Source organism: Mucilaginibacter gracilis, from assembly GCF_003633615.1.
GTDB lineage: Bacteria > Bacteroidota > Bacteroidia > Sphingobacteriales > Sphingobacteriaceae > Mucilaginibacter > Mucilaginibacter gracilis.
Genome location: NZ_RBKU01000001.1, coordinates 3,781,565 through 3,808,352, shown reverse-complemented (window position 1 = coordinate 3,808,352; position 26,788 = coordinate 3,781,565). Strand labels below are relative to the sequence as shown.

Below are 26,788 nucleotides of genomic sequence, written 5' to 3'. Positions count from 1 at the left end.
AAAGGCCATTGGAACACCAATAGCCTTAATTGTTTTAATCATTATGTTGTATATTAAACCCCTCGGTTAATATCCCAATTTTCTAAATAATTGGCTACACGCTGGATAAACATCCCACCCAATGAGCCATCAACTACACGATGATCGTATGATAACGAAAGGTACATCATATGCCTTATGGCTATTACGTCCCCTTCGGCAGTTTGAATAACAGCAGGTTTCTTTTTAATTGCACCCACTGCCAATATAGCTACCTGTGGCTGGTTAATAATGGGCGTACCCATTAAATTGCCAAACGAGCCTATATTAGTAATGGTAAAGGTTCCGTTTTTAACTTCGTCGGGCGTTAGTTTGTTTGTACGGGCGCGGGCAGATAAATCGTTAACGGTTTGGGTTAAACCAACAATATTTAATTGATCGGCACGGCGAATAACGGGTACTATAAGGTTACCGCTTGGCAAAGCTGTTGCCATACCTATATTAATATCCTTGCGTTTAATAATTTGCGTACCATTTACAGATACATTAATCATAGGCATATCTTTAATTGCCCTTGCTACGGCCTCAATAAACAGGGGCGTGAAAGTTATTTTAGTGTTTTCGCGCGCTTCAAAGGATGCTTTTATTTTTTCGCGCCATAGCACCATGTTGGTTACGTCGGCCTCAATAAACGAGGTTACGTGTGGCGATGTATGCACACTCATTACCATATGGTCGGCAATTAAACGGCGCATACGGTCCATTTCAATAACCTCGTCGCCTGGGTTTAATGATACCGCCGGGCGTTGCGGCTGCACTGCCTGAACTGTTGTATTTTGCTGCGCAATTGGCTGCTGATTGTTTTGTGGTTGTGGTGGCAAAGCAACTTGTTGCACCGGCTGCGGCTGATTGCTTTGTGGTTGCATTACTACAGGCTGTGGCACCGCCTCTTGTTGTACACTTGGCTGCACACGTGCAGGTTGCACTGCGGGCGGGGCAACTTGCACCGGCTGCGGCTCTGCCTGTTGTTGCTGCACAATATTAGGTTGCGCTGCTACAGGTTGTGGTATTGGCTTAGCAACAAGCGGCCTGTTGGCGCGTTCTTTTACATAAGCCAGTAAATCATCTTTAGTTAAGCGTCCGTCGGCTCCGCTACCCGGGATAGCATCCAGTTCGTGCGGGGTAACTTTTTCTTGTATGGCTATATTTTTTACTAATGGCGAATAAAACCGGGTACCTGCAGGTGCTTGCGCCGGTGCCGGGCGTGGTTGCTGTATTTGGTCAACAAAAGGGGGTGTATATTGCGGCTCGGCGGCAACAGGTGCTGCCTGTTGTACAGCAGGCTGGCGTTGCGGAGCCGGTTGCGGCGGGGCAATAACCACCGGGTTATTTTGCGGCGCAGGTTCGTTAGCATCGGCAGTATCAATTACCGCTATTGCCGAGCCTACCTGCACAACATCATTCTCGTTATAAAGCTGCTTTACTAATTTACCCGATACAGGCGACGGTACTTCGGAGTCAACCTTATCGGTAGCAATCTCCATAACAATATCGTCCATCTCAATGCGGTCGCCTATGCTTTTGCTCCATTTAATAATGGTTGCTTCGGCAACACTCTCCCCCATTTTTGGTAAAAGTAAATTATACAAGGCCATTTATGCTGTTAGAATTAATTGGATATACATGATAACGGCGCAAATTTACGAATTTTCTCTGAGTAAATTTATAAGCATCCCCATCGCAGTAATTGCAGTACGCTCAATATTTTGAATGCGTTTTTTTCCGAAGGTGAATTTGCGGGCAACCGTTTTATTTTTATTTGCTGCGGCTATCCACACGGTTCCCACCGGTTTATCGTCGGTTCCACCATCGGGGCCGGCTATGCCGGTAACGGCAATGGCATAATCGCTTTTATAGTTAAGTAAAGCACCTTCGGCCATTTCTATAACGGTTTGTTCACTCACTGCACCATGATGCCATAGCGTTTCGTTTTTTACGCCCAGCATACTCTCTTTTAAATCGTATGAGTAGGATATGGCTCCGCCTAAAAACACTTTCGACGAGCCGGGGTGCTGGGTAAACAAATGCGCAATATAACCACCTGTACAGCTTTCGGCAACAGAAAGGGTTAAGTTACTTGCCCCCATTTCATCTAAAATCGCTTTTTCTATCGGTACATCTACATCGGTTACCACACTTTTGCCAACCCGCTTAATAATCTCACCGGCGTATAGGTTTATCTCCTGCTGCAGGGTTTCTTCATTTTCGCCATAAGCACTTAACCGTAACCTTACCGAACCCAGTTTAGGCAAATAAGCCAGCTTAATATGGGCCGGTAACGAATCTTCAATATCGGCAATTTTTTCGGCCAGAAACGACTCGCCTTCGCCCACCGTTAATATAGTTTTATGGCTGATAACGGGCAGCTTTAACGTTGCCTTTAATTTAGGAATAACCGATTCTTCAATCATATACATCATTTCGTGCGGTACACCCGGCATCGAAACATATATTTTGCCATCAACATTAAACCACATACCCGGCGCGGTGCCGTTGTGGTTTACTATTACTTCGCAATTGGCCGGCACATCGGCCTGTTTAATATTAACTTCCAATAAAGGGCGGTTGTATTTGGCAAAAATGCTGGCAACATTAGCTAAAGCCTCCTCATTTTGCACCATGCCCACGTTAAAATATTCGGCTATTGTGGTTTTGGTAATATCATCTTTGGTTGGCCCCAAGCCGCCGGTTATCAATATAATATCGGCCCGTTCGCGGGCTTCGCGGAGGGCGGTGAGGATATGCTGCTTATTATCAGACACGGAACTGATTTGCTTAATGCGGATGCCGATAGCATTTAACTGCTGGGCCATCCAGGCCGAATTGGTATCAACAATTTGTCCAATCAATATCTCGTCGCCAATGGTTATAATTTCTGCCAGCATGTTAGTAGTTATTGTAATAATCTTTTCTCTTAGTCAATTTCAAATCCTGCAACACGGAGGCTTTAACCTTTAAATCTACACTGTAAAACTTATAATATCCAAACGGTATCCATTGAAACGACAGATCCCAGCAATGCAAATTGCGGTAAATAGATAACGATGTAGTACTTATTTGCCCCGCCTTAATATCATAGCCCGATGTATATTGCAATTTCCAGTTTGGCGTAATGTTTAAATCGCCATTAAAATTGAGCGTGTTTGTTGTTGTGGTGGTAACACCCGTATTGGTATAAAAAAAGCTATAGCTCACGTTAATATTCCACGGAATGTTAAAATCAACATACGCGTTAGGGTCGCTGTTAATAAGGGCCAGTTTATCCCGTTGAGATTTTGTTGCTGTAGCCAAAGTGTTAACCTGTTGCTGCCGGGCCACATCAGGATGCTTTAACGACTCGGAGTTAAGGCTTATATCCATTGATAGGTTAAAGCTGGTTAGGGTTGGAAACTTACCATCTTGCCAGGTATAACGGTTAATTTCGTTGGCATACCTCACTATCTGCCCATTTGATATAGAATCGCGAACACGGTTAACGTAGGGGTTTAGGCTGCCGCCAAAACTGATACCTAATTTTTGATTGAATAACGCCGTTCGTCCCGAAAATGATATGGCCGAAAGCTTTAATGAATCGGCTACAAAGTTATAAAAGGTTGAAAGCGAAAATCCTTGTAACAATGGAATAATTTTTTCCTTACCGGAAGTATCCGAGCTTTTGGCCGCCATTTTTGCCTCTATCGTATTATCCAAACTAATGGAGAGACCGGCGGATTTACCAGATCCGGGGTAACCATACACACCCTGCTCAAAAATAGAATAGGTTGACGTTGTATAGGGGTAAGGTATGGTAGCATTGCTTACAATGGTATTATAGTAGCCGTACTTGGGGTCGGAAAAATCTGGTCGGTATTGAAAGCTTACATTTGGCGTAATAACCTGCCTTATGGCTTTTAACCTTCCCTTTTTAAATAAAACCATACTATACAATTTGGTTGACAGGCCGGTTGATATACTATAATCGCCGGCTCTTCTAAATCCCTGAACGGTATCAACCACCAAAGTTTGGTCGCTGGAGATACTTCCGCGTTCGTAATGCTTGCGTATAGTTTGAAAATAGTCGCGCTCGTTATAGGTAAAACTTGAGCTAAACTGAAAATACTTTAAAACATTTAAGCTTAAACTTACCGGCACCGACTGGTTGAAGCCGTTTTGCAGCTTTTTAGGGAAAGTGGCTGCCGTAAATAATTCGGCTTCGGGAATATTGGTTAGCTTATTGGTTCCTTGCAAACTATAGCCTACGGTAATACGCTGATACCACTTCTGCTCCCCTATTCGGTCTTTAGAGTCAAAAGGGCTTACGGTAGTCATATTTAAACTAAACGAGGGCAACTCCAGGTTGGTAATTACCTTACGGCTAATATCCTGATTGTGAGATACGCTAGCGGTAAAATTAAACAACGAGCCGGGCCAGGTTTTACCATATGCAATACTCGAACTTAATTGATTTTGTGTTAATGCCGTTAAATTATAAGCTCCATCGGCACGGGTATTTTGGTAATAGCTTGATGTACCAGCGTTAACCGATGCACTGAATGTTGTACCGGGATGCGCAGCGGCATCTTGAGTGTGGTTCCAGTTGATGTGAAAATCTTTACTGGCCGGGTCGGTTTCCAGCCCTGTTTTGGTTGAGGCAAAGCTTAATGTAAGTTGCCCCTGGTACTTGTATTTTTTTAAGTACCGTGCCGTGCTGGTAATACTGTACGAACCCTTGGTGTAATAATTACCTAAGGTTGTGAGGTCTACATAATCATTAAGGGCAAGGTAATAACCAAAGCCTTTTAAATAGAAACCCAGTTGCTGGTCTTCGCCAAACGTTGGCAATATAAAACCCGACGACTTTGAATCGGGCTTCGGGAAAAATCCGAAAGGGAGATATAAAGGCAGCGGTACACCCTCAATTTCCAGATAGGCCGGGCCAGATATAATGGTATGCTTTTCGGCAATACCCTTAGTGATTACTATACCAAAGTGAGTAGCCGGATAAGGCAAATCGCAGGTGCTAAACAGCACATTACTATAGGCAACTTCCTCGTCGTTTAGCCGTTTGGCTGTTCCGCCCGATAAAAAATTGCCATCCTGCTCGGATGCTGCATTATAAATTAACCCTTTTTTGGTAACATAGTTAAACCTCAACGAATCGGCAATTAAAGGCTTATCGTTTTTTTGTTTAAATATGGGCCTGTTGTTATATTTTTTGGTTTTAGGGTCGGGCAAACCACTGGCGTAAACAATGTGATTTTTTTGATCAACTTTAATAAAATCGGCGTCCAGCTCAAAATCGTCATAAGTTACCCTGGCATTGCCCCACAGGTAAAGTACTTTGTTCACATTATCTGCCCGCGACGAATCTGTTGATACGTATTTCAGCTCGGTAGTTATCCCGTTCTTGTTTTTCCGGACGGTATCAGAAGGCAGGGTTTTTAAGCCTTTTATCTTTACAGTGTCTTTTATTGCCGTTGACTTACCTTTGCTTCGGTTATTTCTAATCAGATTCTTATCTTTAACCGGATCTAGCTTAATGATAGTATCGCGCACACTGCGGTAACTAACTTTAGCGATGAGTGGTGCTGAATGCACCCGGATAAGAAAAGTGAACAATAGCAGAAAAAAGAGACTTATAAATTTCAAAATTGATTATGAATAGTATTTTTGCAGATATTGATTACTTGCGGCTTCAAAAATAATGAAAAATAAGGCATTGAAAAGATACATTTATAGTTTGTCACCATTACTTTTTTTATTTCTGCTATGTTCGTTCAAAACCGATGGCCCGGAAAAAAAAATTAAAAGGGATACAACAGTTGCTAGTTTTAAATTACGTACCATAATTGTTGATGCCGGGCACGGCGGCCATACGGGCGCCAGCGGTTCGTATTCTACCGAAGAAGGTGTAACGCTTGCTCTGGCATTTAAATTGCAAAAGGCCATCGAAAAAAATTTGCCGGGCATCAATGTAGTGATGACAAGGACTACACCTGCCGGTGTACCGTTACAGACACGATCGGACATTGCGAACAATAACAAGGGAGATCTGTTTATATCACTCCACTGCAATTCATTGTCCGACAGGATATCGTACCGGCATGGAAAAAAAATACGGGTGCCTGATCGTTCGGGCCGTGGTGTTTTAGTATTGGTTTACGGTTTCCACCGCGATAAAGAAGAAGCAGCTGCATTACGCGAAAACTTGTTTGAAGAAAAAGACGGTGGCAAAGGTGTTTCGATGGGTTTTGACCCTAACGACCCCACTGCGATGATACTTTTAAACGCTTTTAAAGCTAAATACCGTAAAAATAGTTTACGTTTTGCAAACTTAGTGAACAGTGAATTTGTAGATACTGATGGCAGGCATAGCGACGGCGTAAAAGAACAAGGTGTTTTGGTTTTATGCCATAGCGCCATGCCGGCTGTATTAGTTGAAACAGGATTTATTAATAACCCTACCGACGAGGAATACTTAAACTCGGAAGCTGGACAAAACGAAATAGTGGCCTCCATAATTAGGGCACTTGTTGAGTACAAAAAAGAAGTTGAGTAACATTTAACCTAACAAAATAACATTTTGAAAATATCAAACGAAACAAAAATAGGCGCATTAACAGTAGTTGCATTAGCTATATTGATACTGGGCTACAGCTTTTTAAAGGGCAATGATGTTTTTAGTACCGAGAATAAGTTTTATGCTGTATACAGCGATGTTTCGGGCCTTGCGGTTGCAAAGCCTGTGCTGGTAAATGGTTTCCAAATTGGGCGCGTATCAAAAATGAGGTTACTGCCCAGTGGCCACACCTTGGTTGAATTTAAGGTGCAAGACAAGTACGACATTCCTAAAAACACTATAGCCAAACTGGAAGGCGATATTTTAGGCAGTAAAACCATTAATTTTGAATATGGTAACAGCAAAACCTTTGCCGTTAGCGAGGATACTTTGCAGGCGTTTGTAAAAGGCGGGATAGCCGAAAGTTTACAGCCTGTGCAAAAAAAGGCCGAACTTATTATTGGCAAAATGGATTCGATTTTAACTTCTGTTAATGCAATAATGAACCCGCGTTTTCAAAAAAATGTCGACCGTAGTTTTAACAGCATAGCCAACACACTGCAAGCTCTTGAAGGTACTACTCAAAAGGTTGACGCGCTGGTGGGCAACCAAAGCGTGCGTATTAATAACATTTTAGCTAATGTTGAATCCATATCGGCAAACCTAAAAAGCAGCAACAAGTATTTAAGCGGCACCATGGCCAACTTTAATAAAATAAGCGACGATGTAGCCAAAGGCCATATTAAGGAAACTTTAGAAAACGCCAACAAAGCCGTTGCCGATTTACAGGCTACCATAGCTAAAATTAATGCCGGCCAGGGTTCGTTAGGTTTATTGCTAAATGATGATAAGATGTATAACAACCTTAAAGATGCATCGGCCAACCTTAACAACTTGTTTATTGATATAAAGGCACATCCCAAAAATTACGTGAGCTTCTCGGTATTTGGCGGAGGGAAAAAGAAGGATTAACATTAAAAAACGGCGTTATTGTTACTCAAATGAAAACTCCAAAGCTTAATTTAACCATTGCCGAAAAAGCCTCGCTAAAAAAGGCCGGCATACTGATAAACCAGCTGAAGGATTACGCTGCTGACGAAATTTGCGAAATTTTACAGATAACACAGCACCGTGCTAAACAAATTGCCGCCTTAATTGAGTTTCAAGCTATATCCTCTATCGGCCCAAAATTTGCGCAGGATTTGGTAGACATGGGTATTTATGCCCTTGCCCAACTTAAAGATAAAAACGGTGCCGATTTATTAAATGAACACGAATTGCTTATTGGTGCCCACACCGATCCATGTGTAGAAGACCAGTTTAGGCTGGTTGTTCACCACGCCAATAATCCGGGCAACCATAAACAGTGGTGGCATTTTACCGCCGAGCGCAAAGCATACCGGTTGCAACACGGCTACCCGGCCAACCGGCCACAAAAAAAGTGGACTGAACTGGAGCAATACAACTAACCCCCAATTATCAACACTAAACCCGCGCGTTATAATTTTGTTTATATAGAAACTGTTGGTACCTATCAATTAACTTAGCTCAAAATAACCTAAGCAAACCATGCACACATACTTTAAACAATTGTTTCAGTACGATAAATGGGCAAGCAAAATGCTGCTGGATAAATTTGAAAAACAATTTCCGCAAAATGAGCGCATTTACGGTTTAATGTCGCACCTATTATCAGCCCAGCGCAACTGGCTCGACCGTTGTTTGGGCATCCCGCAGAGTGCTGTACTATGGGGCCAGCGTTTGCCGGATGAAATGCGCCAAGACCTCGAAAACTACAACCTGGCCTGGATTGACTTTATTGAAAGCCTGCACGATGCCGATTTTGCAAAACCAATAACCTATACAACAGCGGCAGGTATTACCTACACTAACACCCTCACCGAAATTATTGCGCACGTTATTAACCATGGCACACACCACCGGGGCCAGATTTTAATATTAATGAAAGAAGAAGGTTATGTTTTACCTGGTATTGACTTAATAAGCTACCTAAGATAATTACCTTTGCCATCAATATTAATCCGATCCCTAAAAACTAATGAAAAAACTATTTTACATGGCCCTGGTAGCGCTTGCGTTAACCGGATGCGCAAATGCCAAAAAAGAAGAAAAAGCACTACAAAAAGAAGTGTTAGACAGTCATGATAAAGTAATGGGTGATGATGAAAAGGCCATGATAAACAAAATGAAGCTTGACACCCTGATACAAAAAGCCGACAGCCTTAAAATAGACCAACAAACCGCTAAAGCTTTAAGTGCCAAAATTGTTTATGCCGACGACGCGATGAGCGACTGGATGAAAAACTTAAACCTCGACAATTCGGGTAAAAACCACGACGATATTATGAAATACTGGCGCAGCCAGCACACACAAGTAAAACAAATAGATTCGTTACTGGTTAGCGCAACAACCGAAGCAGACGTGTTTATAAAAAAGATTATCAAAAAATGAAACAACTCAATTGGTTAATAAGCGGGCTATTATTTTTAACAGCCTGCCACTCGGCAACAACCGGCACAACTACCCTGCCTATTTTTGGCGACCGCCAACCCATCACTAAAACCGTTGATGGTAAACAAGTTACCGATACCCTTTACCAAACTATACCGGCCTTTAAGTTTGTTAACCAGTATGGCGATACCATTACCAATAAAAGCCTCGACGGTAAAATTTACGTGGCCGACTTTTTTTTTACGAGCTGCCCCTCTATTTGCCCCATTATGCAACGCAATATGCTAACCGTTTACAACGAGTTTAAAAACGACCCCAACATTAAAATACTTTCGCATACTATTGACCCTAAGCACGATACCATACCCGTTTTAAAAAACTATGCCGATAAACTGGGCATTAGCGGCAACTCCTGGTGGTTGCTTTATGGTAAAAGGGAAGATATTTACCAGTTAGCCGAAAAACATTACCTGGTTAGCGTTAAAGACGGCAAAGAAGGTTTAATACACGAAGGCTGGTTTTTACTGGTTGATAAACAAAAACGCATCCGCGGATCGTATGATGGCACGGTGCCCGAACAGGTTGCCAAACTAGTTGCCGATATACATACCTTACAGCAGGAAAAGTAGAATGAAATTTAAAGTTATCGTTATTATCGGCATGTTTGTAACGGCTTTGGCTATCATATCATCGTGCCAGGGTGAGACCGAACTTAACTTTAAGCGTTATTATGTTAATGGCTCAACAGTATATCAGGCGCATTGCCAAAACTGCCACGGTGCCAACGGCGAAGGTTTGGGAGCGCTGATACCTCCGCTTACCGATTCGGCTTATTTAAAAACCAATTTGCACCAGTTGCCTTGCTTTGTAAAAAATGGGCTTACGGGAAGTATAACCGTACATGCAAAGCCCTATGCCCAAGCTATGCCCCCTGCCGAGCTAACAGCTATTGAACTTGCCGAAGTGCTAACCTATGTAGGAAACTCGTTCGGCAATAAGCTTGGATTGCTTGATGTAGATATGGTTACCGGCGATTTGGCAAAGTGCAGGTAAACTCCCGTATATTGTGTGCAAAATATCAATATTAGGTTTGTAAGTTAGCCCAATCAACCAAAATCACATCATGATAAAAAAAGGTATTATTATAGCCTGCATACTATTGCTTTGTAGTGTTTGTTATGGGCAAATGCATGTTATCCCCGCAAAGGGTATTGTGCTGCCAAAAGATAGCACCGCTTTAATTAACGCTATTGAGGGTTTCTTGAGTAGGGCAAAGCCGAATAAAGATAACCCTTACATTCTGAAAGAAAACCTGATAGAAACATCGGCATTGTTAGATGAAATGAAAGGCATGCAAAACGCAGGTGCAACTAAACCCGATTTTTATAAATGCTATTTAAGTAATGTATCAGCTTTGGATAGCAACGGTTATATCATCCAGCTTTCGTATCTCGGTGGTGATGGTCAGGCTCCGGTTTTAAGGGCAGTTTTTAAAATACTTGCATTAAAAAAAGACGGGCAGTATTACCTAAGTTCGCCACTAAAGCGAAATACACTTACCTGGAACAAGCAAAAAACAGGCAACTTTACAGTTTACCGCAACACTACCGATAAAGTACAATTGCTGGATAAGTACATAAAAACGGCCATGGAGTTTGATAAAAAACTGCATGCCAATAACTACATAACGCAGATTTACTACTGCTACAACTTTACCGATGCCATGGCTTTACTTGGCGAAGATTATAAGCTTGACTACAATAGTTTGGCTAATGATAATAATTCGTGGTTTGAACCTGGCGATAATTTACAAATCATTGGTGCCAATAAGGATGATAAGGTAGCTTTTGATTTGCACGACCTGTGGCACAACAGGCTGCACCATGTGGTATCAACCGACATTATTAACCGCCCAATTGACGAGGGATGTGCTTATTTATACGGTGGTAGCTGGGGTGTTTATACCTGGCAAACAGTTTTTGAAACATTTAAAACCTACATGGGCACCGACCACGACTGGCTTAAAGCATTTACCGACCACCGCAGGTTTGGCGGCGCCAAAACGCCTTTGTATACCGACTATGTAATAAACGCCCTTATTGCTCAAAAAATTGAAAAGGAAAAAGGCTTTGCACAGGTAATTGCCTTTTTAAGCTGTGGCAAAAAACAACCGGATAACGCCAATTACTTTACCGCTTTGGAGAAGATAACGGGTATAACAAAAACAACGTTTAATGCAGAGATTGAGAAGCTGGTGATGGAAAAATAGAAGCCGAATGCAATGAGAACTGGTTCATAGATGATGGTTGATAGTTCATGGTAACACTCCCCTACTTGCTATGAACTATCAACCATGATCTATGAACTAATTATGAACCAAAATTTCTATCTTTGCACCAAAGTAAACCGATCTATCGCTGCTCTCTCGGGAGCGGAGGAAAGTCCGGGCAACGCAGAGCATCCTGCTTCCTAACGGGAAGGCGCCTTCAGTGGGCGACGGCAAGTGCCACAGAGAATATACCGCCTGTGTTTACACAGGTAAGGGTGAAAACGTGAGGTAAGAGCTCACGGCCTTGTATGGCAACATGCATTGCGGTAAACCCCAGGAGTTGAAAAACCAAATAGGTCCCGAAAGTGAGGCTGCTCGCTTCCGTGTGGTGCGCAAGTGCCAACGTTGGGATGGGTAGGTTGATAGAGCCGGTTAGCGATAACCGGACCAGATTAATGATAGATACCCGGCAACGGGATACAGAACCCGGCTTACAGGTTTGCTACTGAAATTTATAACCCCTTTTGGCAACAGAAGGGGTTAATTTTTTTATTAGGATATTGTAAAACATTGCAGCACTTTTTGTGTTTACTTTTCTATACAAAATGTTACTAACTTAGTTACTTATTTAACCCTATCTACAAAAACCATTACAATTTATGTCCAAGATCCTGATAATTGACGACGAGAGGGCGATCAGAAATACACTTCGAGAAATTTTAGAATACGAAGACTACCAGGTAGACGATATAGATAACGGCATTGACGGTTTAGAACTCATCCAGAAGAACGATTACGACCTGGTACTTTGCGATATAAAAATGAACCGCATGGATGGTATGGAAGTACTATCCGAAGGGTTGTTGTTAAAACCCGATCTTCCGTTTATTATGATAAGCGGCCACGGCACGGTTGAAACCGCCGTTGAGGCCAGCAAAAAAGGCGCCTTTGATTTTATATCCAAACCGCCCGACCTTAACCGCCTGCTCATCACCGTTCGTAACGCGCTCGACCGTGGTTCGCTAGTTACCGAAACCAAGGTATTAAAGCGCAAAGCATCAAAAACCCGCGAAATACTGGGTAATTCGCAAGCTATAGGCAAGATAAAAGAAACTATCGACCGTGTAGCCCCTACCGATGCCCGTGTGCTGGTTACCGGTGCTAATGGTAGCGGTAAAGAGCTGGTTGCCCGTTGGCTGCACGAAAAATCAAACCGTAGCAATGCGCCTTTAATTGAGGTTAACTGCGCCGCCATACCATCGGAGTTAATTGAAAGCGAGCTATTTGGTCACGAAAAGGGTTCCTTTACTTCGGCCATTAAGCAGCGTATAGGTAAGTTTGAATCGGCAAGTGGCGGCACCTTGTTTTTAGACGAAATAGGCGATATGAGCCAATCGGCCCAAGCCAAAGTATTACGTGCCCTGCAAGAAAACAAAATTACCCGCGTGGGCGGCGAAAAAGAAATTGATGTTGATGTACGTGTAATTGCGGCAACTAATAAAGATTTGCTTAAAGAAATTGAAGCCGGTAACTTTAGGATGGATTTATACCACCGCCTAAGCGTTATTTTAATACATGTACCCCCTTTGGTTGAGCGCCGCGACGATATTGGCCTGTTGGCGCAAAGCTTTTTAGAAGAAATTTGCAACGACTACGGCATGCCTGTTAAACGCATAAGCGAAGCTGCCCTAGAAGCATTGAAGGCACTACCCTGGACTGGTAACATACGCGAACTACGCAATATGATTGAACGCTTAATTATTTTAAGCGACAAAACTATAACAGACGGTGATGTAAAGGCATTTGCAAACCCCTCGGCTCCTGTAACCGTTGCCAGCACCACCGCCGCACAGCCCGATTTTGACCAGTTTAAAAATTTCCAGGAGTATAAGGATTTTGCCGAACGCGAGTACATCAAATTTAAGTTGGAAAAAAACAACTGGAACGTATCAAAAACCGCCGACGATATTGACATTCAACGTAGCCACCTTTATAGTAAAATAGAGAAGTACGGGTTGAAAAGAGGCGAATAAGGCTTCTCTCGGTAAATTTTAAAAAACAGCTTCCCTTATCAGGAGGCTGTTTTTTTATGCTCGCTGATTTTATTGACAAGGGCAACCTGCCGGCGCTTTTGCCAACATTGCCATCTAATTTAAGTTGTTATTGCTGGCCTGTTGTTAACAAATGTTATTTATAAAATGGCAAATATCTTTTAACACTTATTTTAAAAAGTAAAGCAAAATATTTAATATTACAGGTAATAACCCTATCAAATTACCATTATGGAAAACAACGTTTCAATAGAAACAACACAACCAACTTTTTGCGGAGCCTGCTCTGTTACAGTAAATGATAGCGATGCATTTTGCGACAGTTGCGGCTACCCGTTAAAAGGTACAGAGTTTGACCAGCGAAATTTTATTGCCAACCGCAACAGCAAAGAAATTGACCTTGAAGAATATCAAAAAAACATAGCTAATGCAGGCAAAGCTTTATATTGGGTTGCAGTGGCCTGTGCCGTAAGTGGGCTGGTATTATACGCCGTTAGTAAAGATGAACAAACCAAAATGGGAATCCTGGTTATTAACCTGATACTAACTATCATATTTGTAGCACTTGGAGCTTGGAGCCGTAAAAAACCTTTCGCTGCAATTATATCAGGTGCAACACTTTATGGAATAACTATAATACTGAACGTAATTGATAACCCGCTAACACTTGTAAAGGGTATAATATTTAAGATAATCATAATTGGCGCATTTATAAAAGGCATAAAAGCAGCTATTGAAGCCGAAAAAGTAAAAAAAGAATTGAATATTGAATAATACTGCCTTAGAACAAGATTCGGTTGTCCAGAAAAGCTGCATCAACTGCAACGAAATTATTGCTGTTGAAAGTAGGTTTTGCAAACATTGCGGATCATCGCAAACAACTACAGATGAAAACACTGCAACCGGTGGATGGACTAATATTAAACACGCCGCCCTACTTTTTGGCGTTGATGTTGTTATTTGCTGCGTAGCATCGTTTATAGATGTTTTTAAAACGCTATTATGGTCGGTAGTTTTTGATGTACTGCTTGCTGTTGTAGCCCTGGCATTTTTTTGTGATAACTGGAAAAAAAATATGGTTATTTTAAGATGGCCACAATTTTCTGTACTAAAGCTTTTGGGTTATGGAGGTGCAGCAGTTTTGGCTTCGCTGGCAGTAAGTTTTTGTGTACACTGGTTAAATCAGGCGCTATTTTCCAAAGAGTTTTATTACTATGGTTTTTATGCCCATCAAAAATACGCGGCAGCGTTAATGATATTTTTTGTTGCGGTTATGCCTGCCTTATTTGAAGAATTAGCTTACCGGGGCTATTTGCTTCAAAACCTTTTGGGAGTTGCCGACAAAAACCAGGCAATATTTATCACATCATTTCTATTCGCCATTTTACACTTGTCGCTCCTTTCTCTTTTTTGGCTAATTCCGTTCGCATTGCTTTTAGGCTATGTGCGTGTAAAAGAAAAAACCTTATGGTATGGCGTTTTTATGCACTTTTGCTTTAATTTAACTGTTTGTATAGTAGAGCTATGGAGGTATAGCTAAAAAATTTCTTTCCGTTCAATTTGGGGTTTAAAAAATCTGAAAGATAAAACTTTACCTAATTTGCAGGAAGCTTTGGAATAGTATTTCAATAATATTTAAAACTGTGGAAGACAAAATCTCAATTCAAGATGATGAATTATTAATTTGTGATGTCTGCTTTATGAAGGTTTACCATAATGACATGATGTGTAATCACTGTGGTTATCCCCTAAAAGGCAATTCGGCTAAACAAAAGATATTCATAAAAAATCGAAATATTAACGAGATTGACTTTGATGCTTATAAAAAAAATATCAAAACCGCTGGTATAGCACTTTATTGGGTGGCAGCCAGTTGTGCTTTATATGGGATACTGCAATACCGGGTAGACGCAGATGAGGAATTAAAATTTTATGTATTAATAGGCAATTTAATTGCAGCAATGGCATTTGTTAGTTTAGGTTCCTGGAGTCGTAAAAAAACATTAGCCGCAATATTATCAGGAACTGCATTATATGTTACCTTACAAGTGCTCAACATGGCTTACGATCCGGCAACGATACCCCGGAATTTTATTGTTAAAATTTTAGTTGCAATAGCTCTTGTGAGAGGATTGATATCAGCCATCAACATCGAAAAAGTAAAGAAAGAGTTGAATATCCGGAAATAGTTCTTCCTCAAATTCACTTTCTAAATCATTACTTTTTTTTCTCAATTTAGCTTTTCACTTTCTTGATAACTCCATTCCCTAATCTCACCCAAAAAAACTATTTTTGCGGTTGAATGAAGCATATCCGTAATTTTTGTATTATCGCCCACATCGACCACGGTAAGAGCACACTTGCCGACAGGTTGTTAGAATATACCCACACCATTACCCAACGCGAATCGCAGGCCCAATTGTTAGACGACATGGATTTGGAACGCGAACGTGGTATTACCATTAAGAGCCATGCCATACAGATGGATTACACGCTCAATGGGCAGAAATATATATTGAACCTGATTGATACCCCCGGCCACGTCGATTTTTCGTACGAGGTTTCGCGGTCTATAGCTGCCTGCGAGGGCGCTTTACTAATAGTTGATGCATCACAGGGCATACAGGCGCAAACCATATCAAACTTGTACCTGGCTTTGGAGAACGACCTGGAAATTATCCCGGTATTAAATAAAATGGACCTTCCCGGTGCCATGCCCGAGGAGGTTAAGGACCAGATAGTTGAACTGATAGGCTGCAAACGCGAAGATATACTGGCTGCATCCGGTAAAACCGGGATGGGCGTTCATGAGATACTGGAAGCCATTGTTGCCCGTGTACCTGCACCCGTGGGCGACCCGGAGGCACCTTTGCAAGCTTTGATATTCGATTCGGTATTTAATTCTTTCCGCGGTATCATCGCCTATTTTAAGGTTGTTAACGGCGAGATACGCAAAGGCGATAAGGTAAAGTTCTTCGCTACCGAAAAGCAATACATTGCCGATGAGGTTGGCACGTTAAAACTCAATCAACTACCTAAGGATGTTATTAAAACCGGCGACGTAGGTTATATCATATCGGGCATTAAAGAGGCCCGCGAGGTTAAGGTTGGCGATACCATTACCACCATAGCGCGCCCATGTGCCGAAGGCATACAAGGTTTTGAGGAAGTTAAACCGATGGTATTTGCGGGTATTTACCCGGTTGATACCGACGAATATGAAGAATTGCGCGAGGCAATGGCCAAGCTGCAACTCAACGATGCTTCGCTGGTGTTTGAGCCCGAATCGTCTGCTGCTTTAGGCTTTGGTTTCCGTTGCGGTTTCCTGGGTATGCTGCACATGGAAATTATCCAGGAGCGTTTGGAGCGCGAGTTTGATATGACGGTTATTACCACCGTACCCAACGTATCGTACCTGGCCCATACCACCAAAGGCGAAGAACTGGAAGTAAACAACCCGTCGGATTTGCCCGACCCAAGTAAGCTTCAATTTGTTGAGGAACCTTATATTAGGGCCAATATCATCACCAAGTCCGAATTTGTGGGCTCGGTTATGTCGCTTTGTATACAAAAGCGGGGCTTTATAGCCAACCAAAACTACCTAACCAGCGATCGTGTTGAATTGGTATTTGAGATGCCAATGGGCGAAATTGTATTCGATTTTTACGATAAACTCAAAACCATATCCAAAGGTTATGCGTCTTTCGATTATACGCAGATAGGTTATCGCCAGAGTGATTTGGTACGTTTGGATATCCGCTTAAATGCCGAACCTGTTGATGCATTATCATCATTAATTCACCGCAGCAACAGTTACGATTTTGGTAAAAAGATATGCGAAAAGTTAAAGGAGTTAATACCCCGCCAGCAATTCGAGATCATCATCCAGGCATCTATCGGCGCCAAGATCATCGCCCGCGAAACCGTAAAAGCATTACGTAAAGACGTAACCGCCAAATGTTATGGTGGTGATATATCGCGTAAACGTAAACTGTTAGAGAAACAGAAAAAAGGTAAAAAACGCATGCGCCAGGTTGGTAACGTGGAAATACCGCAATCGGCATTTATGGCGGTGTTGAAACTGGATTAGCCCCCCAGCCCCCTAAAGGGGGAGCTTAAAGGCATATTCAAATATTTTGTGAAATAACGATAAACTATAAACTTTTGTTCCCCCTTTAGGGGGTTAGGGGGCTCTACTTCATGCAACTACTCGACGGAAAATACGTATCAGAAAAATTAAAAACCGAAATTGCCGAACAGGCAGCCGAATACTTAGCGCAAAGTGGCCGTAAACCACATTTGGTGGCAGTTTTGGTTGGGCACGACGGTGGCAGCGAAACCTATGTGGCCAGCAAGATGAAAAATTGCGAAAAAGTTGGTTTTAAATCGAGCCTGGTTAGGTACGAGGATAATGTTACCGAAGAAGAATTACTGGCTAAAGTTGCCGAGTTAAACGCTGATGAAGATATTGACGGTATCATCGTTCAGTTGCCGTTACCCAAACATATCGACCCTGAAAAGGTGACCGAGAAAATAGATCACCGTAAGGATGTGGACGGCTTCCACCCTATTAATCTGGGTAGGATGCAGCGTAACTTGCCGTCGTTTATTCCGGCTACGCCTTATGGTATTACTTTAATGCTTAAAGAATACGGCATTGAAACTGCGGGCAAACATTGCGTGGTTATTGGCCGCAGCAATATTGTTGGTTCGCCAATGAGCATTTTGATGGCACGAAACGCCACCCCCGGTAATTGCACCGTAACCATTTGCCATAGCCGCACTCCGGATATTAAAAAGTTTACGCTTGATGCTGATATTCTGATTGTAGCCATCGGTAAAAAGAATTTTGTTACTGCCGATATGGTTAAAGATGGCGTAGTAGTAGTTGACGTGGGCATGAACCGCGAAACATCAACCATAACCAAATCGGGCTACAAATTATATGGCGACGTTGATTTTGAAGGTGTTGCCCCTAAAGCATCATGGATAACCCCGGTACCGGGCGGCGTTGGTTTGATGACTATTATTGGGTTGTTGAAGAATACACTGGCTTCGGCGAACAAGACGGTGTACCAGTAATGGAAGATGTATCAGGTAAGATGGAAGATATAAAATAAATATTGATGTCATTTCGAACGATAGTGAGAAATCTTTACGCGCAACAAGTCTACAGCAACAAAGCACGTGTTTATCCATATTTTAGAAGATTTCTCAGTCGTATCTCCTACGAAATGACAACTTTTTTTATCATCTAAACAGTTTTTTTACAAATCCCCACTTTTCCTTAATTCCAACATACACCCCGTCTTTCCTAATTTCAACGGGATAGGTATCAACATAGTCGCCCTGGCCTGGGTTGCCGCGCCCGGTGTGTATATCGTACGAGTAGCGGTGAACAGGGCAAACCAATTTACCGTCCTTACACCAGCCAGAGCTTAAATCTTCGCCTGCATGTGGGCACCGGGCGGCTAAGGCACAAATTTCATTTTCTACACCAACAAGGGCTATGGTTACGTTTCCGACTTTTACCTTTTTGATGAACGGATATTTTACGTCCTCCGTGTTTAAAACCTTGTGCCACTTCATTTAAAATCAAAAATCAATTTTAAAATTCATTACATCCGGATCTTTTAACACCTCGTCAATATTCGTTTCTATCGTTATCGATTTTTTATCGGCAGATAATGTTGCCTTTTTATTGTCAATTTTGCTTATCGGGTAAGGCAAATTTACGGTTACCTTATAAGGCATTTCTATCAACATTGCTTTAGACATGGTGAAGGTTGATTGATTTACCTTTACATATTTTTTAAACTTTACCATATCAATAGTGCGGTAAAATTTATGGGTTGTAATTTCGTAATTGTAATAATCCTGCGTTAAGGCAAACGGGTTTTTATCAGCCCCCTGGCTCACAGCCTTTTTTGATTTTAACAATGCACCCAACTGGTCGTTAGATGTCATTTTTGATAAATTTTTGAGATAATAATTCAAATCAGCAACATTATCCGACGAATGACGCAAGCTGATCCGCACCAGGTTTTTTTTAAGATTCAACATCATCACCACATCGCTGCTCCTGGCTGTTGAAACCTGTATCGAATCCATGCGGCGGTGAACACTGTCGGCTAAAATATTGTAGTAATTAACGGTGGTATCCTGCACCATGTTAAACTGTGGCGTTTGCCTCACCGAATCGGGCAAGAGGTTTACCAATACCGATACGGCCTTACTCATGTCAAAATTATAAGTTACATTGCACGATCCGTCTGCATGAAAATCGTAGGTTTCATCAACATCTACGCAAGCAGTAAGGCAGGTTACCAGTAATGCGCCAATAATAATGTAAAGCTTTTTCATGCGTAACAAAACTAACTGATTTTATGGAAGATGTTTAATGTAAGATGGAAAATGTAATGTAAGATGTGCAAATGAGTAAATGTGCGTATATGCAAATTGTTTTTAATTCTTTTAGCTATCTATTACATTTTCCATCTTACATTAAACATCTTACATTACATTGCACATCTTACATCCTCCTGATACATCTTACATCTCCTTTTGCTTATATTTGCGGCTTATTATGGTGAATCAAATTCCGGAAGACGGTACTTTACTTCCATTAATGGAAGAGTTTTATACAATACAGGGCGAGGGATATAATACCGGCAAGGCCGCATACTTTATACGTTTGGGTGGCTGCGATGTGGGCTGCCATTGGTGCGATGTTAAAGAAAGCTGGGATGCGTCTATCCACCCCTTAACCCTTGCCGACACCATTGTTACTAATGCCGAAAAATTTCCGGGTAAGGCTGTTGTGGTTACCGGCGGCGAGCCCTTAATTTACAATTTAGACTACCTTACCGCGCAATTACAGCAGCGGGGTATTAAAACCTTTATTGAAACATCGGGTGCTTACCCGCTATCGGGATCATGGGATTGGATATGCTTATCGCCCAAAAAATTTAAGAGCCCTAACCCTAACGTTGCTCCCTTTGCGCATGAGCTGAAGGTAATTGTATTCAACAAGTCGGACTTTGTGTGGGCGGAGCAATATGCTGAACTGGTTTCGCCGGACTGCAAGCTGTATTTGCAACCCGAATGGTCAAAATCAAAAGAAAACATCCCCTTAATAGTTGATTATGTGATGAATAACCCGAAATGGGAAATTTCGTTACAAACACATAAATACCTTAATATTCCGTAGATATTTGTAACTTGTTAACCTGTAACAAGTTCAAATATTAATGAAAAGCTTTTTGTTTGTAATATTGCTTTACTTGCCGGTGCTGTTATACGCCCAGGACAGACAATATACCACCAACAACAGAGAAGCTATCCGCAATTATGGCAAGGCGCGCCAAAGTCTCGATTATCAACTATACGACCAGGCCATTGGCCAACTTAGTTACGCAGTTGGCCTGGACCCTAACTTTTTAGAAGCACAAAACCAACTGGCCGATTTACTGCGCCTCACCAAAAAGTATAAACCGGCAGTTGAACATTATTTAAAGATTATTGCCGTTAACCCCGAATTTAACCGCGCGGTTTATTTAAGCATTGGCGAAGCGGAAGTGAACACAGCCGATTACAGCAATGCACAAACCCATTTGCAAAAGTATCTGGCTTACCCAACCATAACGCCACAAAACAAGCAATATACAAATTTGCTGCTTAGCGATTGTGCCTTTAGTATTGTTGCGATACAAAACCCGGTTAAATTTAACCCGGTTAACATTGGCCCCGAGATAAACAGCGTAAACGACGAGTATATGCCCGTTATAACTGCCGACGAAAGCGAACTTATTTTTACCCGTAAGATAAACAATAACGAAGATTTTTATAAAAGCAACAACTTAAACGGCAAATGGACACCTGCCGTTTATTTAAGCAACCAAATTAATACGCCCGATTATAACGAGGGAGCACAATCCATCACTCAGGATGGGCAGTATTTATTTTTTACCGGTTGCGACAGGCCGCAGGGCCTGGGTAAATGCGATATTTATGTAGCCAAAAAAAACGGTAACGATTGGGATGTGCCCTATAACTTAGATGCGCCAATTAATACCCGTAACTGGGAATCGCAACCGTCGATAAGTAGCGACGGGCGTGTTTTATACTTTGTGAGCAACCGTAAGGGGGGTTATGGAGGGTACGATATATGGAAATCAACACTTACGGCTAAGGGTTGGGGTGAGCCCGAAAATTTGGGCCCAAATGTAAACACACCTTTTGATGAGCAATCGCCGTTTATTCACCCTGATGATAATACGCTCTATTTTTCATCAAACGGTTGGCCGGGGTTGGGTAATATGGATGTTTTTATAAGCAGGCGCGATGCCTATGGCAAGTGGCAAAAGCCCGAAAACTTGGGTTACCCCATTAATACCAGTGCCGATGATAGTGGCTTAACATTAAACGCTAACGGCGATTTGGCCTATTTTTCGTCGAACAATTTAAAGGGCTACGGTGGTTTTGATATTTATTCGTTTGAGATGCCGGTTGCCTTGAGGCCGCAGATAGTTACCTATGTTAAGGGCGTCATCCGCGATGCAAAAAGCAAGGCACCGTTAAATGCCAATGTAGAAATTATTGATCTGCAAAACAATAAAACCGTTTACCTAAAAACATCCGATAAGGAAGGTAAGTTTTTATCAACCCTCACCTACGGTAAAGATTATGGTTTAAATATCTCGAAAAAAGGGTATCTGTTTTATTCGGAAAATTTTTCGTTGCATGGCTTAGATAATAAAAAGCAATACATTATTGATGTGCCCATGCAGGGCATTGAAAACGGCAACAAGGTGGTTTTAAAAAACATATTTTTTGATACCAATAAGTACGACATCAAAAAGGAATCGAAAACAGAACTTGAAAAATTGATTTCCTTTTTAAGCGACAACCCCAATGTTAGGGTTGAGATATCGGGCCATACAGATGATGTTGGCGACGATGTATTAAACAAAACACTATCGCAAAACCGGGCCAAAGCGGTGTACCAATACCTGATTATGCAACGTGTTGACGCCCGGCGATTGGTTTATAAGGGCTATGGTAAATGGCAACCCATAGCGGTTAACACAACCGACGAAGGGCGGCAACTAAACCGCCGAACTGAATTTAAGATTATATCAAACTAAAAAGGAGTGCTTTGTGGGGCACTCCTCTCCTTTTACTCGGATAAGCTATAAACGTAAGCTTTGCTTTTGTCTATTTTACACTTGGCCCTTTCCAGGTTATCTTCAACTTCTTCTTTAAGTTGTTTATCGGTAACCTGCATCAGGGCTTCGTTATAGTGGCTAATGGCCTGGTTTAGCTTCCGGTTAATTTCGCAACACAGGGCCATTTGGTTGTAAATGGCGGCTGCGTACACACCCGGAACGGCAAGAGCTTTTTTTGCAACTCTGTTTACCTGCAACTCCATGTTTAAAAAAACAAGCAACCTAAGGTAATGAAAATACACATCCGGAAAGGATGGCTCTATCTCGGTACAAAGTTTAAAATGATACCCTGCCGACTTATAATCCTTTAAATCGTAATAATAAAGTTTACCCATCTGGAAATGTGCGCGGGCATACGAGGGGTCGTCGGCTAATATTTCGTTCAGTAATTTTAACGATTTTGGTGCTTCGCCATAGTTCAATTCCTCTACTGCCTGCAAGTATTTCTCTTCAATAGTATAGTAAGTGTCCATAATAAATAATATGCTTTCATCCGCCTAAGCGAACGATAATGTTTTATGATAAATTTTGATTTTAACTGTTAAAGCCCCTGGCTAAACAGCGGTTGGAGAGAGATACTAAGCAAACGCAAAATCCCCCTGTTGCAGCACAATGGGCCGCATGGATTGTATGCACAGGTTAGTTAGGATTAGCATTGTTTTAATTTTTTGCTAAGATACGGAGTTTTGCGGGGAATTGCAAAATAGAAGAAAATGCCATTGCTATTTAAAAAGCAATATATAACGAGCGAATATAATGGGCGCATAATATAGGGGTTACTTCTAATAGTATAAATACTCTTTAATATTTTTTGCCCGAAAAACGGCCAATACATTACCTAAACACAGCTTTTAATATTTTTTGCCCGAAATGGGAACCAATCAAATCGTGTAAAAAGTTGAATTGATGTTTAACCGATGTTTAATTATGAGCCTGGGGGAAGTTGAATTTACTTTAACTGTTTAAGCGCAATTCAATTTTTGGGTTTGGTAACTTTAACTGTCAAATCGTTTTTGCCCTGTATTTGTCTTAATACCTCGTTCATTATGGTCAAATTGGCTTCCATATCGTTCATTCGGTTATAAAAATCGGAGGGATCAGGAATCGACCTAATTAATGCGCCGCGCCATTCCCACAGTTCAACTATCTCGTGGTGATCTAAGGTATAGTTTGGATAGTCGCGCTTGTTGGGGTTATCGCTTATAAGCACCAAAATACGCTCGTTGGGCTGATTAATTACCCGTTTCAATACAATACCATCGTTTTTACTTACTACAATGTACACGCGCCTATTGCGTATATCCTCAATCTTCTCCACAAACCTACCAACCGCCAACGAACCGTCATGGTTTGGCGGCATGCTATTACCCTTTACCTCAAAACAGCGGTGTAGCGCACCTTTAAAGCCAGGTGCGGCAATGGTAGGTAAATCCTGTATAAATTCTTCATCTGCGTAGCCGTTTAAGTAACCGGCTGCGGCCTTAACGTTAACAATCGCTATTACATCTTCATTCCTGTCATTAACGGTAATTACCCTGGGTAAATAGGGCTCATTAGGCTCTGATAAAAGCATGTTATTTTGCGATAGGTTACCATTTGGGTTACCATTTAGGTTACCATTGACTGGCTCCCCTTCGCCCGTAACAAGCCACCTACCGTTTAAGTCTTCAAACTTGTTTGTAATATCTTCTATAATATCGAAAGACGGCTTGTTATTCGGGTCACGAATTAGCCTGTTTATCTTCTCGGATGAAGCATAACCCATGTGTTTTGCAAACTCATTTGCATTACGAAACCCCTTTAATTTGAAAAGGAGCAACAATCTATCAGAAAAGGTAGTTTTAGTTGACAAAGTAGTTTGTATTTTACAAAGTTGTTTGTATGTTTGTCACACAATGCAAACAAATGTATCATGCAGATAGCAGAAATCAAAGAAAAAAAACAAGATGGTGATATGCAAACGGCTGCGAGGATAGTCGGTATCACCCCTGCAAATGCCCGTCAGGCGTTCAAACGCCCAGATAGTAAGCATCATTCAGCCGTTGTTTCGGCTCTTGAAACGCTAATAATCACACGTGAGATACTAATTGAACAAGGGGCATAGCACCAATGGACTACCGGCTACATAATAATTCACTTACACTTTGTTTAACCGTTCCCGAAATGGTAAAAGCAGGCATAGTTTCCGAACCTTACTTAAAAAAAGCACTGAACCAACAGCGCAATGGTAAGGTTTCGTGCTGGCCGCACCATAAGGAGGGCAAATTAGTGTTTGTACATTATGATGGCCTTAACCCGCAATACAAAGCCCGCATAGAAACCATTATATGCGGTAATGTTGAGCCTCACCTATACGTTACCACAGCCAACTCGCAAAAGCGTAACCAGGCTTTAGAACTAATTAACTCCGACCTGCCTAACCAGGTAGAAACCAACCCGGCAGATATTAAAGAACTTTCGCGCACGGGCTACTACACGCCAACCGAGGTACACGCCATTGCACGCGCCGCCGCCTGGCTGCGTTTGTGGAACGAGTTTGATGTTAAACGCGCACGTGCTGCAGGTTACCCTAAGGTTACCGATTTTCAATTGGCGGCGTTTAAACACGTGCTTGCCGAACAGAGTAAGGGCATGGTTAGGTTTAAAAAGCCACTTAATAATGAGCGTGTACTTGATAGAAACGCCCGTTTGTACGAAAATGAGGGGTTAAAATCGCTTATAACCGGATTAATGGGTAACAATAACCGCAGGCAAATAAACGACCTCAACCACGCTATTTTGATGGAATTGGCGGGCGACAGGCTTAAATACAGCTTTGAAGACATTGCCATGATGTACAACGACATGGCTAAGGATACCGGCCTTGTCATGCTTACGGTATCGGCAATTAAACAGCACTTAAACCAGCCGAAGTATCGCCGGGTTTGGTATTTCGCCCGTCACGGAGAGCAAGCCGGTAACTTGGAATATCAGTCGGAAGCAACACGCCGCGAAGTATCACGCCCGGATGCCCTTTGGAGTATTGACGGTACAAGTATGCAGCTTTATTACCGCGCTGGTGACGGGAAGATCAAAAGTGACCTCTACACCTACTTTATTACCGATGCACACAGCGGTGCGATTATTGGTTGGTCAATCGGCTACACCGAAACCTCGCAGGTGGTAACACAAGCCTTGCAACGTGCAGTAAACTTCAAAAATTACAAGCCTTACCAATTACAATATGACAACGGTTCGGCAAATATCAGTAAGGCAGTCACGGGCTTAATGACAAATATGAGCCGGGTACACTTTGCTTGCCGCCCATACTCCGGTAAATCAAAATATATTGAAACCTATATAGGCCACTTCCAGCAACGCGAATTGCATAAGATGGAAAACTTTAAAGGCGGTAACATCAATACCAAAACCAACGATGCTAAAGCCAACCCCGAGTTATTGGCCGAATTGAGAAAGAACCCTGAGCGTTTGCCGGATTTTGACCAGGTGATAGCTGATTTTGAAGCTGCTGTTATTACATGGAACAAAAGAAGTAGTGAACGCGATAGCTATGGATACTTTACCGGCCAAAGCAAATTAGAACGTTATGAAGCCGCCCACCCCGAGCGCACAAGCGTTAACTACTTCGATAAAATAAGCCTGTTTATGGCCGATGTAGTTAATACAAAAACAACGGATGGTGGCTATAAATACACTACTGCCGGTATTAAAATGACCATCAATAAACAGGATTATTGGTTCATTGTACCGGATGAAGGTGGCAAATACGATCACCAATTCCAACGCCATAACCTCGGCAAAAGCTTCAACATTCGCATAAATACCGAAAATCCGGAGTTCTGCATACTGTTTCAGGATGGTAAACAGGTAGCAATTGCTCGCGAAAAAGAACTTTTTGCGGCTTGTGTGGCCGATTATAAAGAGGGCGATGCTTCAAATATCCGCGAATTCTGCCGCCGACAGGAAGAATTTGGCTACCAATACAGCAAAGCAGAGATGCAAAAGACCCGCATACTGATGGAAGCAAGCGGGACGCTTAAAGCAACCGGTACCGATGGCATTATGCATTACAGTATGCAGGATAAAACATCGTTTAACCGTGCTGAAAGCGATATACAAGACCAGTTAAACGGTATGGCCGAACTAACAAGCCTGGAAAAGAAACTTTTAAAATTAACCCGATAAATAACC

Annotated in this window: 25 protein-coding genes and 1 other RNA gene; 19 read left to right on the top strand and 7 right to left on the bottom strand. The window is 42.0% G+C overall.

Annotated features, from left to right (window positions below; all coding sequences use genetic code 11):
- Positions 1 to 53: 53 nt before the first annotated feature.
- The 3 genes from BDD43_RS16825 to BDD43_RS16815 form a co-directional block, all read right to left on the bottom strand.
- Positions 54 to 1,604, bottom strand: a complete 1,551-nt coding sequence (locus BDD43_RS16825) for a dihydrolipoamide acetyltransferase family protein (protein WP_246001613.1) — start codon at positions 1,602 to 1,604, stop codon at positions 54 to 56.
- A gap of 75 nt (positions 1,605 to 1,679) precedes the next feature.
- Positions 1,680 to 2,924 carry a competence/damage-inducible protein A gene (locus BDD43_RS16820; RefSeq protein WP_121198771.1) on the bottom strand — a complete coding sequence of 415 codons (1,245 nt, stop codon included), beginning with the start codon at positions 2,922 to 2,924 and terminating at the stop codon, positions 1,680 to 1,682.
- A gap of 1 nt (position 2,925) precedes the next feature.
- Entirely contained in the window at positions 2,926 to 5,616 is a 2,691-nt protein-coding gene (locus BDD43_RS16815; protein WP_246001610.1) for a putative LPS assembly protein LptD, read from the bottom strand.
- 106 nt (positions 5,617 to 5,722) lie between these two features.
- Between BDD43_RS16815 and BDD43_RS16810 the strand changes: the two genes are divergently transcribed.
- The 15 genes from BDD43_RS16810 (at position 5,723) to BDD43_RS16740 (ending at position 18,452) form a co-directional block, all read left to right on the top strand.
- A complete protein-coding gene (locus tag BDD43_RS16810) occupies positions 5,723 to 6,577 on the top strand; it encodes an N-acetylmuramoyl-L-alanine amidase family protein (RefSeq protein WP_121198769.1) in 855 nt (284 codons plus the stop codon).
- A gap of 24 nt (positions 6,578 to 6,601) precedes the next feature.
- Positions 6,602 to 7,549 carry an MlaD family protein gene (locus tag BDD43_RS16805; RefSeq protein WP_121198768.1) on the top strand — a complete coding sequence of 316 codons (948 nt, stop codon included), beginning with the start codon at positions 6,602 to 6,604 and terminating at the stop codon, positions 7,547 to 7,549.
- Between the two features lie 29 nt (positions 7,550 to 7,578).
- Positions 7,579 to 8,046 (top strand): helix-hairpin-helix domain-containing protein, encoded by a 468-nt coding sequence (locus BDD43_RS16800; protein WP_121198767.1) that lies wholly within the window; start codon positions 7,579 to 7,581, stop codon positions 8,044 to 8,046.
- Between the two features lie 100 nt (positions 8,047 to 8,146).
- Entirely contained in the window at positions 8,147 to 8,596 is a 450-nt protein-coding gene (locus tag BDD43_RS16795; RefSeq protein WP_121198766.1) for a DinB family protein, read from the top strand.
- A 40-nt stretch (positions 8,597 to 8,636) separates the two neighbouring features.
- A complete protein-coding gene (locus tag BDD43_RS16790) occupies positions 8,637 to 9,050 on the top strand; it encodes a hypothetical protein (RefSeq protein ID WP_121198765.1) in 414 nt (137 codons plus the stop codon).
- Complete coding sequence (locus BDD43_RS16785; RefSeq protein WP_121198764.1) at positions 9,047 to 9,679, top strand: SCO family protein; 633 nt, start codon at positions 9,047 to 9,049, stop codon at positions 9,677 to 9,679. The genes BDD43_RS16790 and BDD43_RS16785 overlap by 4 nt, the downstream gene beginning before the upstream one ends.
- A 1-nt stretch (position 9,680) precedes the next feature.
- Positions 9,681 to 10,103, top strand: coding sequence for a c-type cytochrome (locus BDD43_RS16780; protein ID WP_121198763.1), 423 nt, complete (start codon positions 9,681 to 9,683; stop codon positions 10,101 to 10,103).
- Between the two features lie 70 nt (positions 10,104 to 10,173).
- Entirely contained in the window at positions 10,174 to 11,319 is a 1,146-nt protein-coding gene (locus tag BDD43_RS16775; RefSeq protein WP_147425663.1) for a hypothetical protein, read from the top strand.
- A 129-nt stretch (positions 11,320 to 11,448) separates the two neighbouring features.
- An RNA gene (gene rnpB, locus BDD43_RS16770) (RNase P RNA component class A) lies at positions 11,449 to 11,829 on the top strand.
- A 149-nt stretch (positions 11,830 to 11,978) separates the two neighbouring features.
- Positions 11,979 to 13,352, top strand: coding sequence for a sigma-54-dependent transcriptional regulator (locus BDD43_RS16765; protein WP_121198761.1), 1,374 nt, complete (start codon positions 11,979 to 11,981; stop codon positions 13,350 to 13,352).
- A 249-nt stretch (positions 13,353 to 13,601) separates the two neighbouring features.
- The gene (locus BDD43_RS16760; RefSeq protein ID WP_121198760.1) at positions 13,602 to 14,144 is read left to right on the top strand and encodes a hypothetical protein; all 543 of its coding nucleotides are present in this window, start codon (positions 13,602 to 13,604) and stop codon (positions 14,142 to 14,144) included.
- Entirely contained in the window at positions 14,137 to 14,910 is a 774-nt protein-coding gene (locus BDD43_RS16755) for a CPBP family intramembrane glutamic endopeptidase (RefSeq protein ID WP_121198759.1), read from the top strand. Before BDD43_RS16760 ends, BDD43_RS16755 begins: the two co-directional genes overlap by 8 nt.
- A 103-nt stretch (positions 14,911 to 15,013) precedes the next feature.
- Complete coding sequence (locus BDD43_RS16750; RefSeq protein WP_147425662.1) at positions 15,014 to 15,559, top strand: hypothetical protein; 546 nt, start codon at positions 15,014 to 15,016, stop codon at positions 15,557 to 15,559.
- A 113-nt stretch (positions 15,560 to 15,672) separates the two neighbouring features.
- A complete protein-coding gene (lepA, locus tag BDD43_RS16745; protein WP_121198757.1) occupies positions 15,673 to 17,460 on the top strand; it encodes a translation elongation factor 4 in 1,788 nt (595 codons plus the stop codon).
- A gap of 110 nt (positions 17,461 to 17,570) precedes the next feature.
- Entirely contained in the window at positions 17,571 to 18,452 is an 882-nt protein-coding gene (locus BDD43_RS16740; protein WP_121198756.1) for a bifunctional 5,10-methylenetetrahydrofolate dehydrogenase/5,10-methenyltetrahydrofolate cyclohydrolase, read from the top strand.
- Between the two features lie 168 nt (positions 18,453 to 18,620).
- Here the strand turns inward: BDD43_RS16740 and BDD43_RS16735 are convergent, their stop codons facing one another.
- Together BDD43_RS16735 and BDD43_RS16730 are read right to left on the bottom strand one after the other, a co-directional pair.
- On the bottom strand, positions 18,621 to 18,959 hold the full coding sequence (locus BDD43_RS16735; protein ID WP_121198755.1) for a Rieske (2Fe-2S) protein: 339 nt from the start codon (positions 18,957 to 18,959) through the stop codon (positions 18,621 to 18,623).
- A gap of 6 nt (positions 18,960 to 18,965) precedes the next feature.
- Positions 18,966 to 19,733: a hypothetical protein gene (locus BDD43_RS16730; RefSeq protein WP_121198754.1), complete on the bottom strand. Its 768-nt coding sequence runs from the start codon at positions 19,731 to 19,733 to the stop codon at positions 18,966 to 18,968.
- Positions 19,734 to 19,956: 223 nt separating this feature from the next.
- On the opposite strand from BDD43_RS16730, the gene BDD43_RS16725 reads away from it, so the two are divergent.
- Together BDD43_RS16725 and BDD43_RS16720 are read left to right on the top strand one after the other, a co-directional pair.
- The gene (locus tag BDD43_RS16725) at positions 19,957 to 20,580 is read left to right on the top strand and encodes a 7-carboxy-7-deazaguanine synthase QueE (RefSeq protein ID WP_121198753.1); all 624 of its coding nucleotides are present in this window, start codon (positions 19,957 to 19,959) and stop codon (positions 20,578 to 20,580) included.
- A 40-nt stretch (positions 20,581 to 20,620) separates the two neighbouring features.
- Positions 20,621 to 22,516 (top strand): OmpA family protein, encoded by a 1,896-nt coding sequence (locus tag BDD43_RS16720; protein ID WP_121198752.1) that lies wholly within the window; start codon positions 20,621 to 20,623, stop codon positions 22,514 to 22,516.
- 32 nt (positions 22,517 to 22,548) lie between these two features.
- Here BDD43_RS16720 and BDD43_RS16715 read toward each other — a convergent pair whose 3' ends face one another.
- Together BDD43_RS16715 and BDD43_RS16710 are read right to left on the bottom strand one after the other, a co-directional pair.
- A complete protein-coding gene (locus BDD43_RS16715) occupies positions 22,549 to 23,070 on the bottom strand; it encodes a hypothetical protein (protein ID WP_121198751.1) in 522 nt (173 codons plus the stop codon).
- A 500-nt stretch (positions 23,071 to 23,570) separates the two neighbouring features.
- Entirely contained in the window at positions 23,571 to 24,449 is an 879-nt protein-coding gene (locus BDD43_RS16710; RefSeq protein ID WP_147425661.1) for a S24 family peptidase, read from the bottom strand.
- Positions 24,450 to 24,509: 60 nt separating this feature from the next.
- Between BDD43_RS16710 and BDD43_RS16705 the strand changes: the two genes are divergently transcribed.
- Together BDD43_RS16705 and BDD43_RS16700 are read left to right on the top strand one after the other, a co-directional pair.
- Complete coding sequence (locus BDD43_RS16705) at positions 24,510 to 24,701, top strand: hypothetical protein (RefSeq protein WP_121198749.1); 192 nt, start codon at positions 24,510 to 24,512, stop codon at positions 24,699 to 24,701.
- A 5-nt stretch (positions 24,702 to 24,706) separates the two neighbouring features.
- Entirely contained in the window at positions 24,707 to 26,782 is a 2,076-nt protein-coding gene (locus tag BDD43_RS16700; RefSeq protein WP_121198748.1) for an integrase catalytic domain-containing protein, read from the top strand.
- Positions 26,783 to 26,788: the final 6 nt, after the last annotated feature.

Excerpts from the sequence above, each read along its gene's own strand:
- BDD43_RS16740 (WP_121198756.1), top strand. The coding sequence starts at position 17,571 with ATGCAACTACTCGACGGAAAATACGTATCAGAAAAATTAAAAACCGAA.
- BDD43_RS16825 (WP_246001613.1), bottom strand. The coding sequence starts at position 1,604 with ATGGGGGAGAGTGTTGCCGAAGCAACCATTATTAAATGGAGCAAAAGC.
- BDD43_RS16720 (WP_121198752.1), top strand. The coding sequence starts at position 20,621 with ATGAAAAGCTTTTTGTTTGTAATATTGCTTTACTTGCCGGTGCTGTTA.
- BDD43_RS16765 (WP_121198761.1), top strand. The coding sequence starts at position 11,979 with ATGTCCAAGATCCTGATAATTGACGACGAGAGGGCGATCAGAAATACA.
- BDD43_RS16810 (WP_121198769.1), top strand. The coding sequence starts at position 5,723 with ATGAAAAATAAGGCATTGAAAAGATACATTTATAGTTTGTCACCATTA.
- BDD43_RS16715 (WP_121198751.1), bottom strand. The coding sequence starts at position 23,070 with ATGGACACTTACTATACTATTGAAGAGAAATACTTGCAGGCAGTAGAG.
- BDD43_RS16735 (WP_121198755.1), bottom strand. The coding sequence starts at position 18,959 with ATGAAGTGGCACAAGGTTTTAAACACGGAGGACGTAAAATATCCGTTC.
- BDD43_RS16780 (WP_121198763.1), top strand. The coding sequence starts at position 9,681 with ATGAAATTTAAAGTTATCGTTATTATCGGCATGTTTGTAACGGCTTTG.
- BDD43_RS16790 (WP_121198765.1), top strand. The coding sequence starts at position 8,637 with ATGAAAAAACTATTTTACATGGCCCTGGTAGCGCTTGCGTTAACCGGA.
- BDD43_RS16700 (WP_121198748.1), top strand. The coding sequence starts at position 24,707 with ATGGACTACCGGCTACATAATAATTCACTTACACTTTGTTTAACCGTT.
- lepA (WP_121198757.1), top strand. The coding sequence starts at position 15,673 with ATGAAGCATATCCGTAATTTTTGTATTATCGCCCACATCGACCACGGT.
- BDD43_RS16785 (WP_121198764.1), top strand. The coding sequence starts at position 9,047 with ATGAAACAACTCAATTGGTTAATAAGCGGGCTATTATTTTTAACAGCC.
- BDD43_RS16795 (WP_121198766.1), top strand. The coding sequence starts at position 8,147 with ATGCACACATACTTTAAACAATTGTTTCAGTACGATAAATGGGCAAGC.
- BDD43_RS16800 (WP_121198767.1), top strand. The coding sequence starts at position 7,579 with ATGAAAACTCCAAAGCTTAATTTAACCATTGCCGAAAAAGCCTCGCTA.
- BDD43_RS16725 (WP_121198753.1), top strand. The coding sequence starts at position 19,957 with ATGGTGAATCAAATTCCGGAAGACGGTACTTTACTTCCATTAATGGAA.
- BDD43_RS16820 (WP_121198771.1), bottom strand. The coding sequence starts at position 2,924 with ATGCTGGCAGAAATTATAACCATTGGCGACGAGATATTGATTGGACAA.
- BDD43_RS16730 (WP_121198754.1), bottom strand. The coding sequence starts at position 19,733 with ATGAAAAAGCTTTACATTATTATTGGCGCATTACTGGTAACCTGCCTT.
- BDD43_RS16760 (WP_121198760.1), top strand. The coding sequence starts at position 13,602 with ATGGAAAACAACGTTTCAATAGAAACAACACAACCAACTTTTTGCGGA.
- BDD43_RS16775 (WP_147425663.1), top strand. The coding sequence starts at position 10,174 with ATGATAAAAAAAGGTATTATTATAGCCTGCATACTATTGCTTTGTAGT.
- BDD43_RS16705 (WP_121198749.1), top strand. The coding sequence starts at position 24,510 with ATGCAGATAGCAGAAATCAAAGAAAAAAAACAAGATGGTGATATGCAA.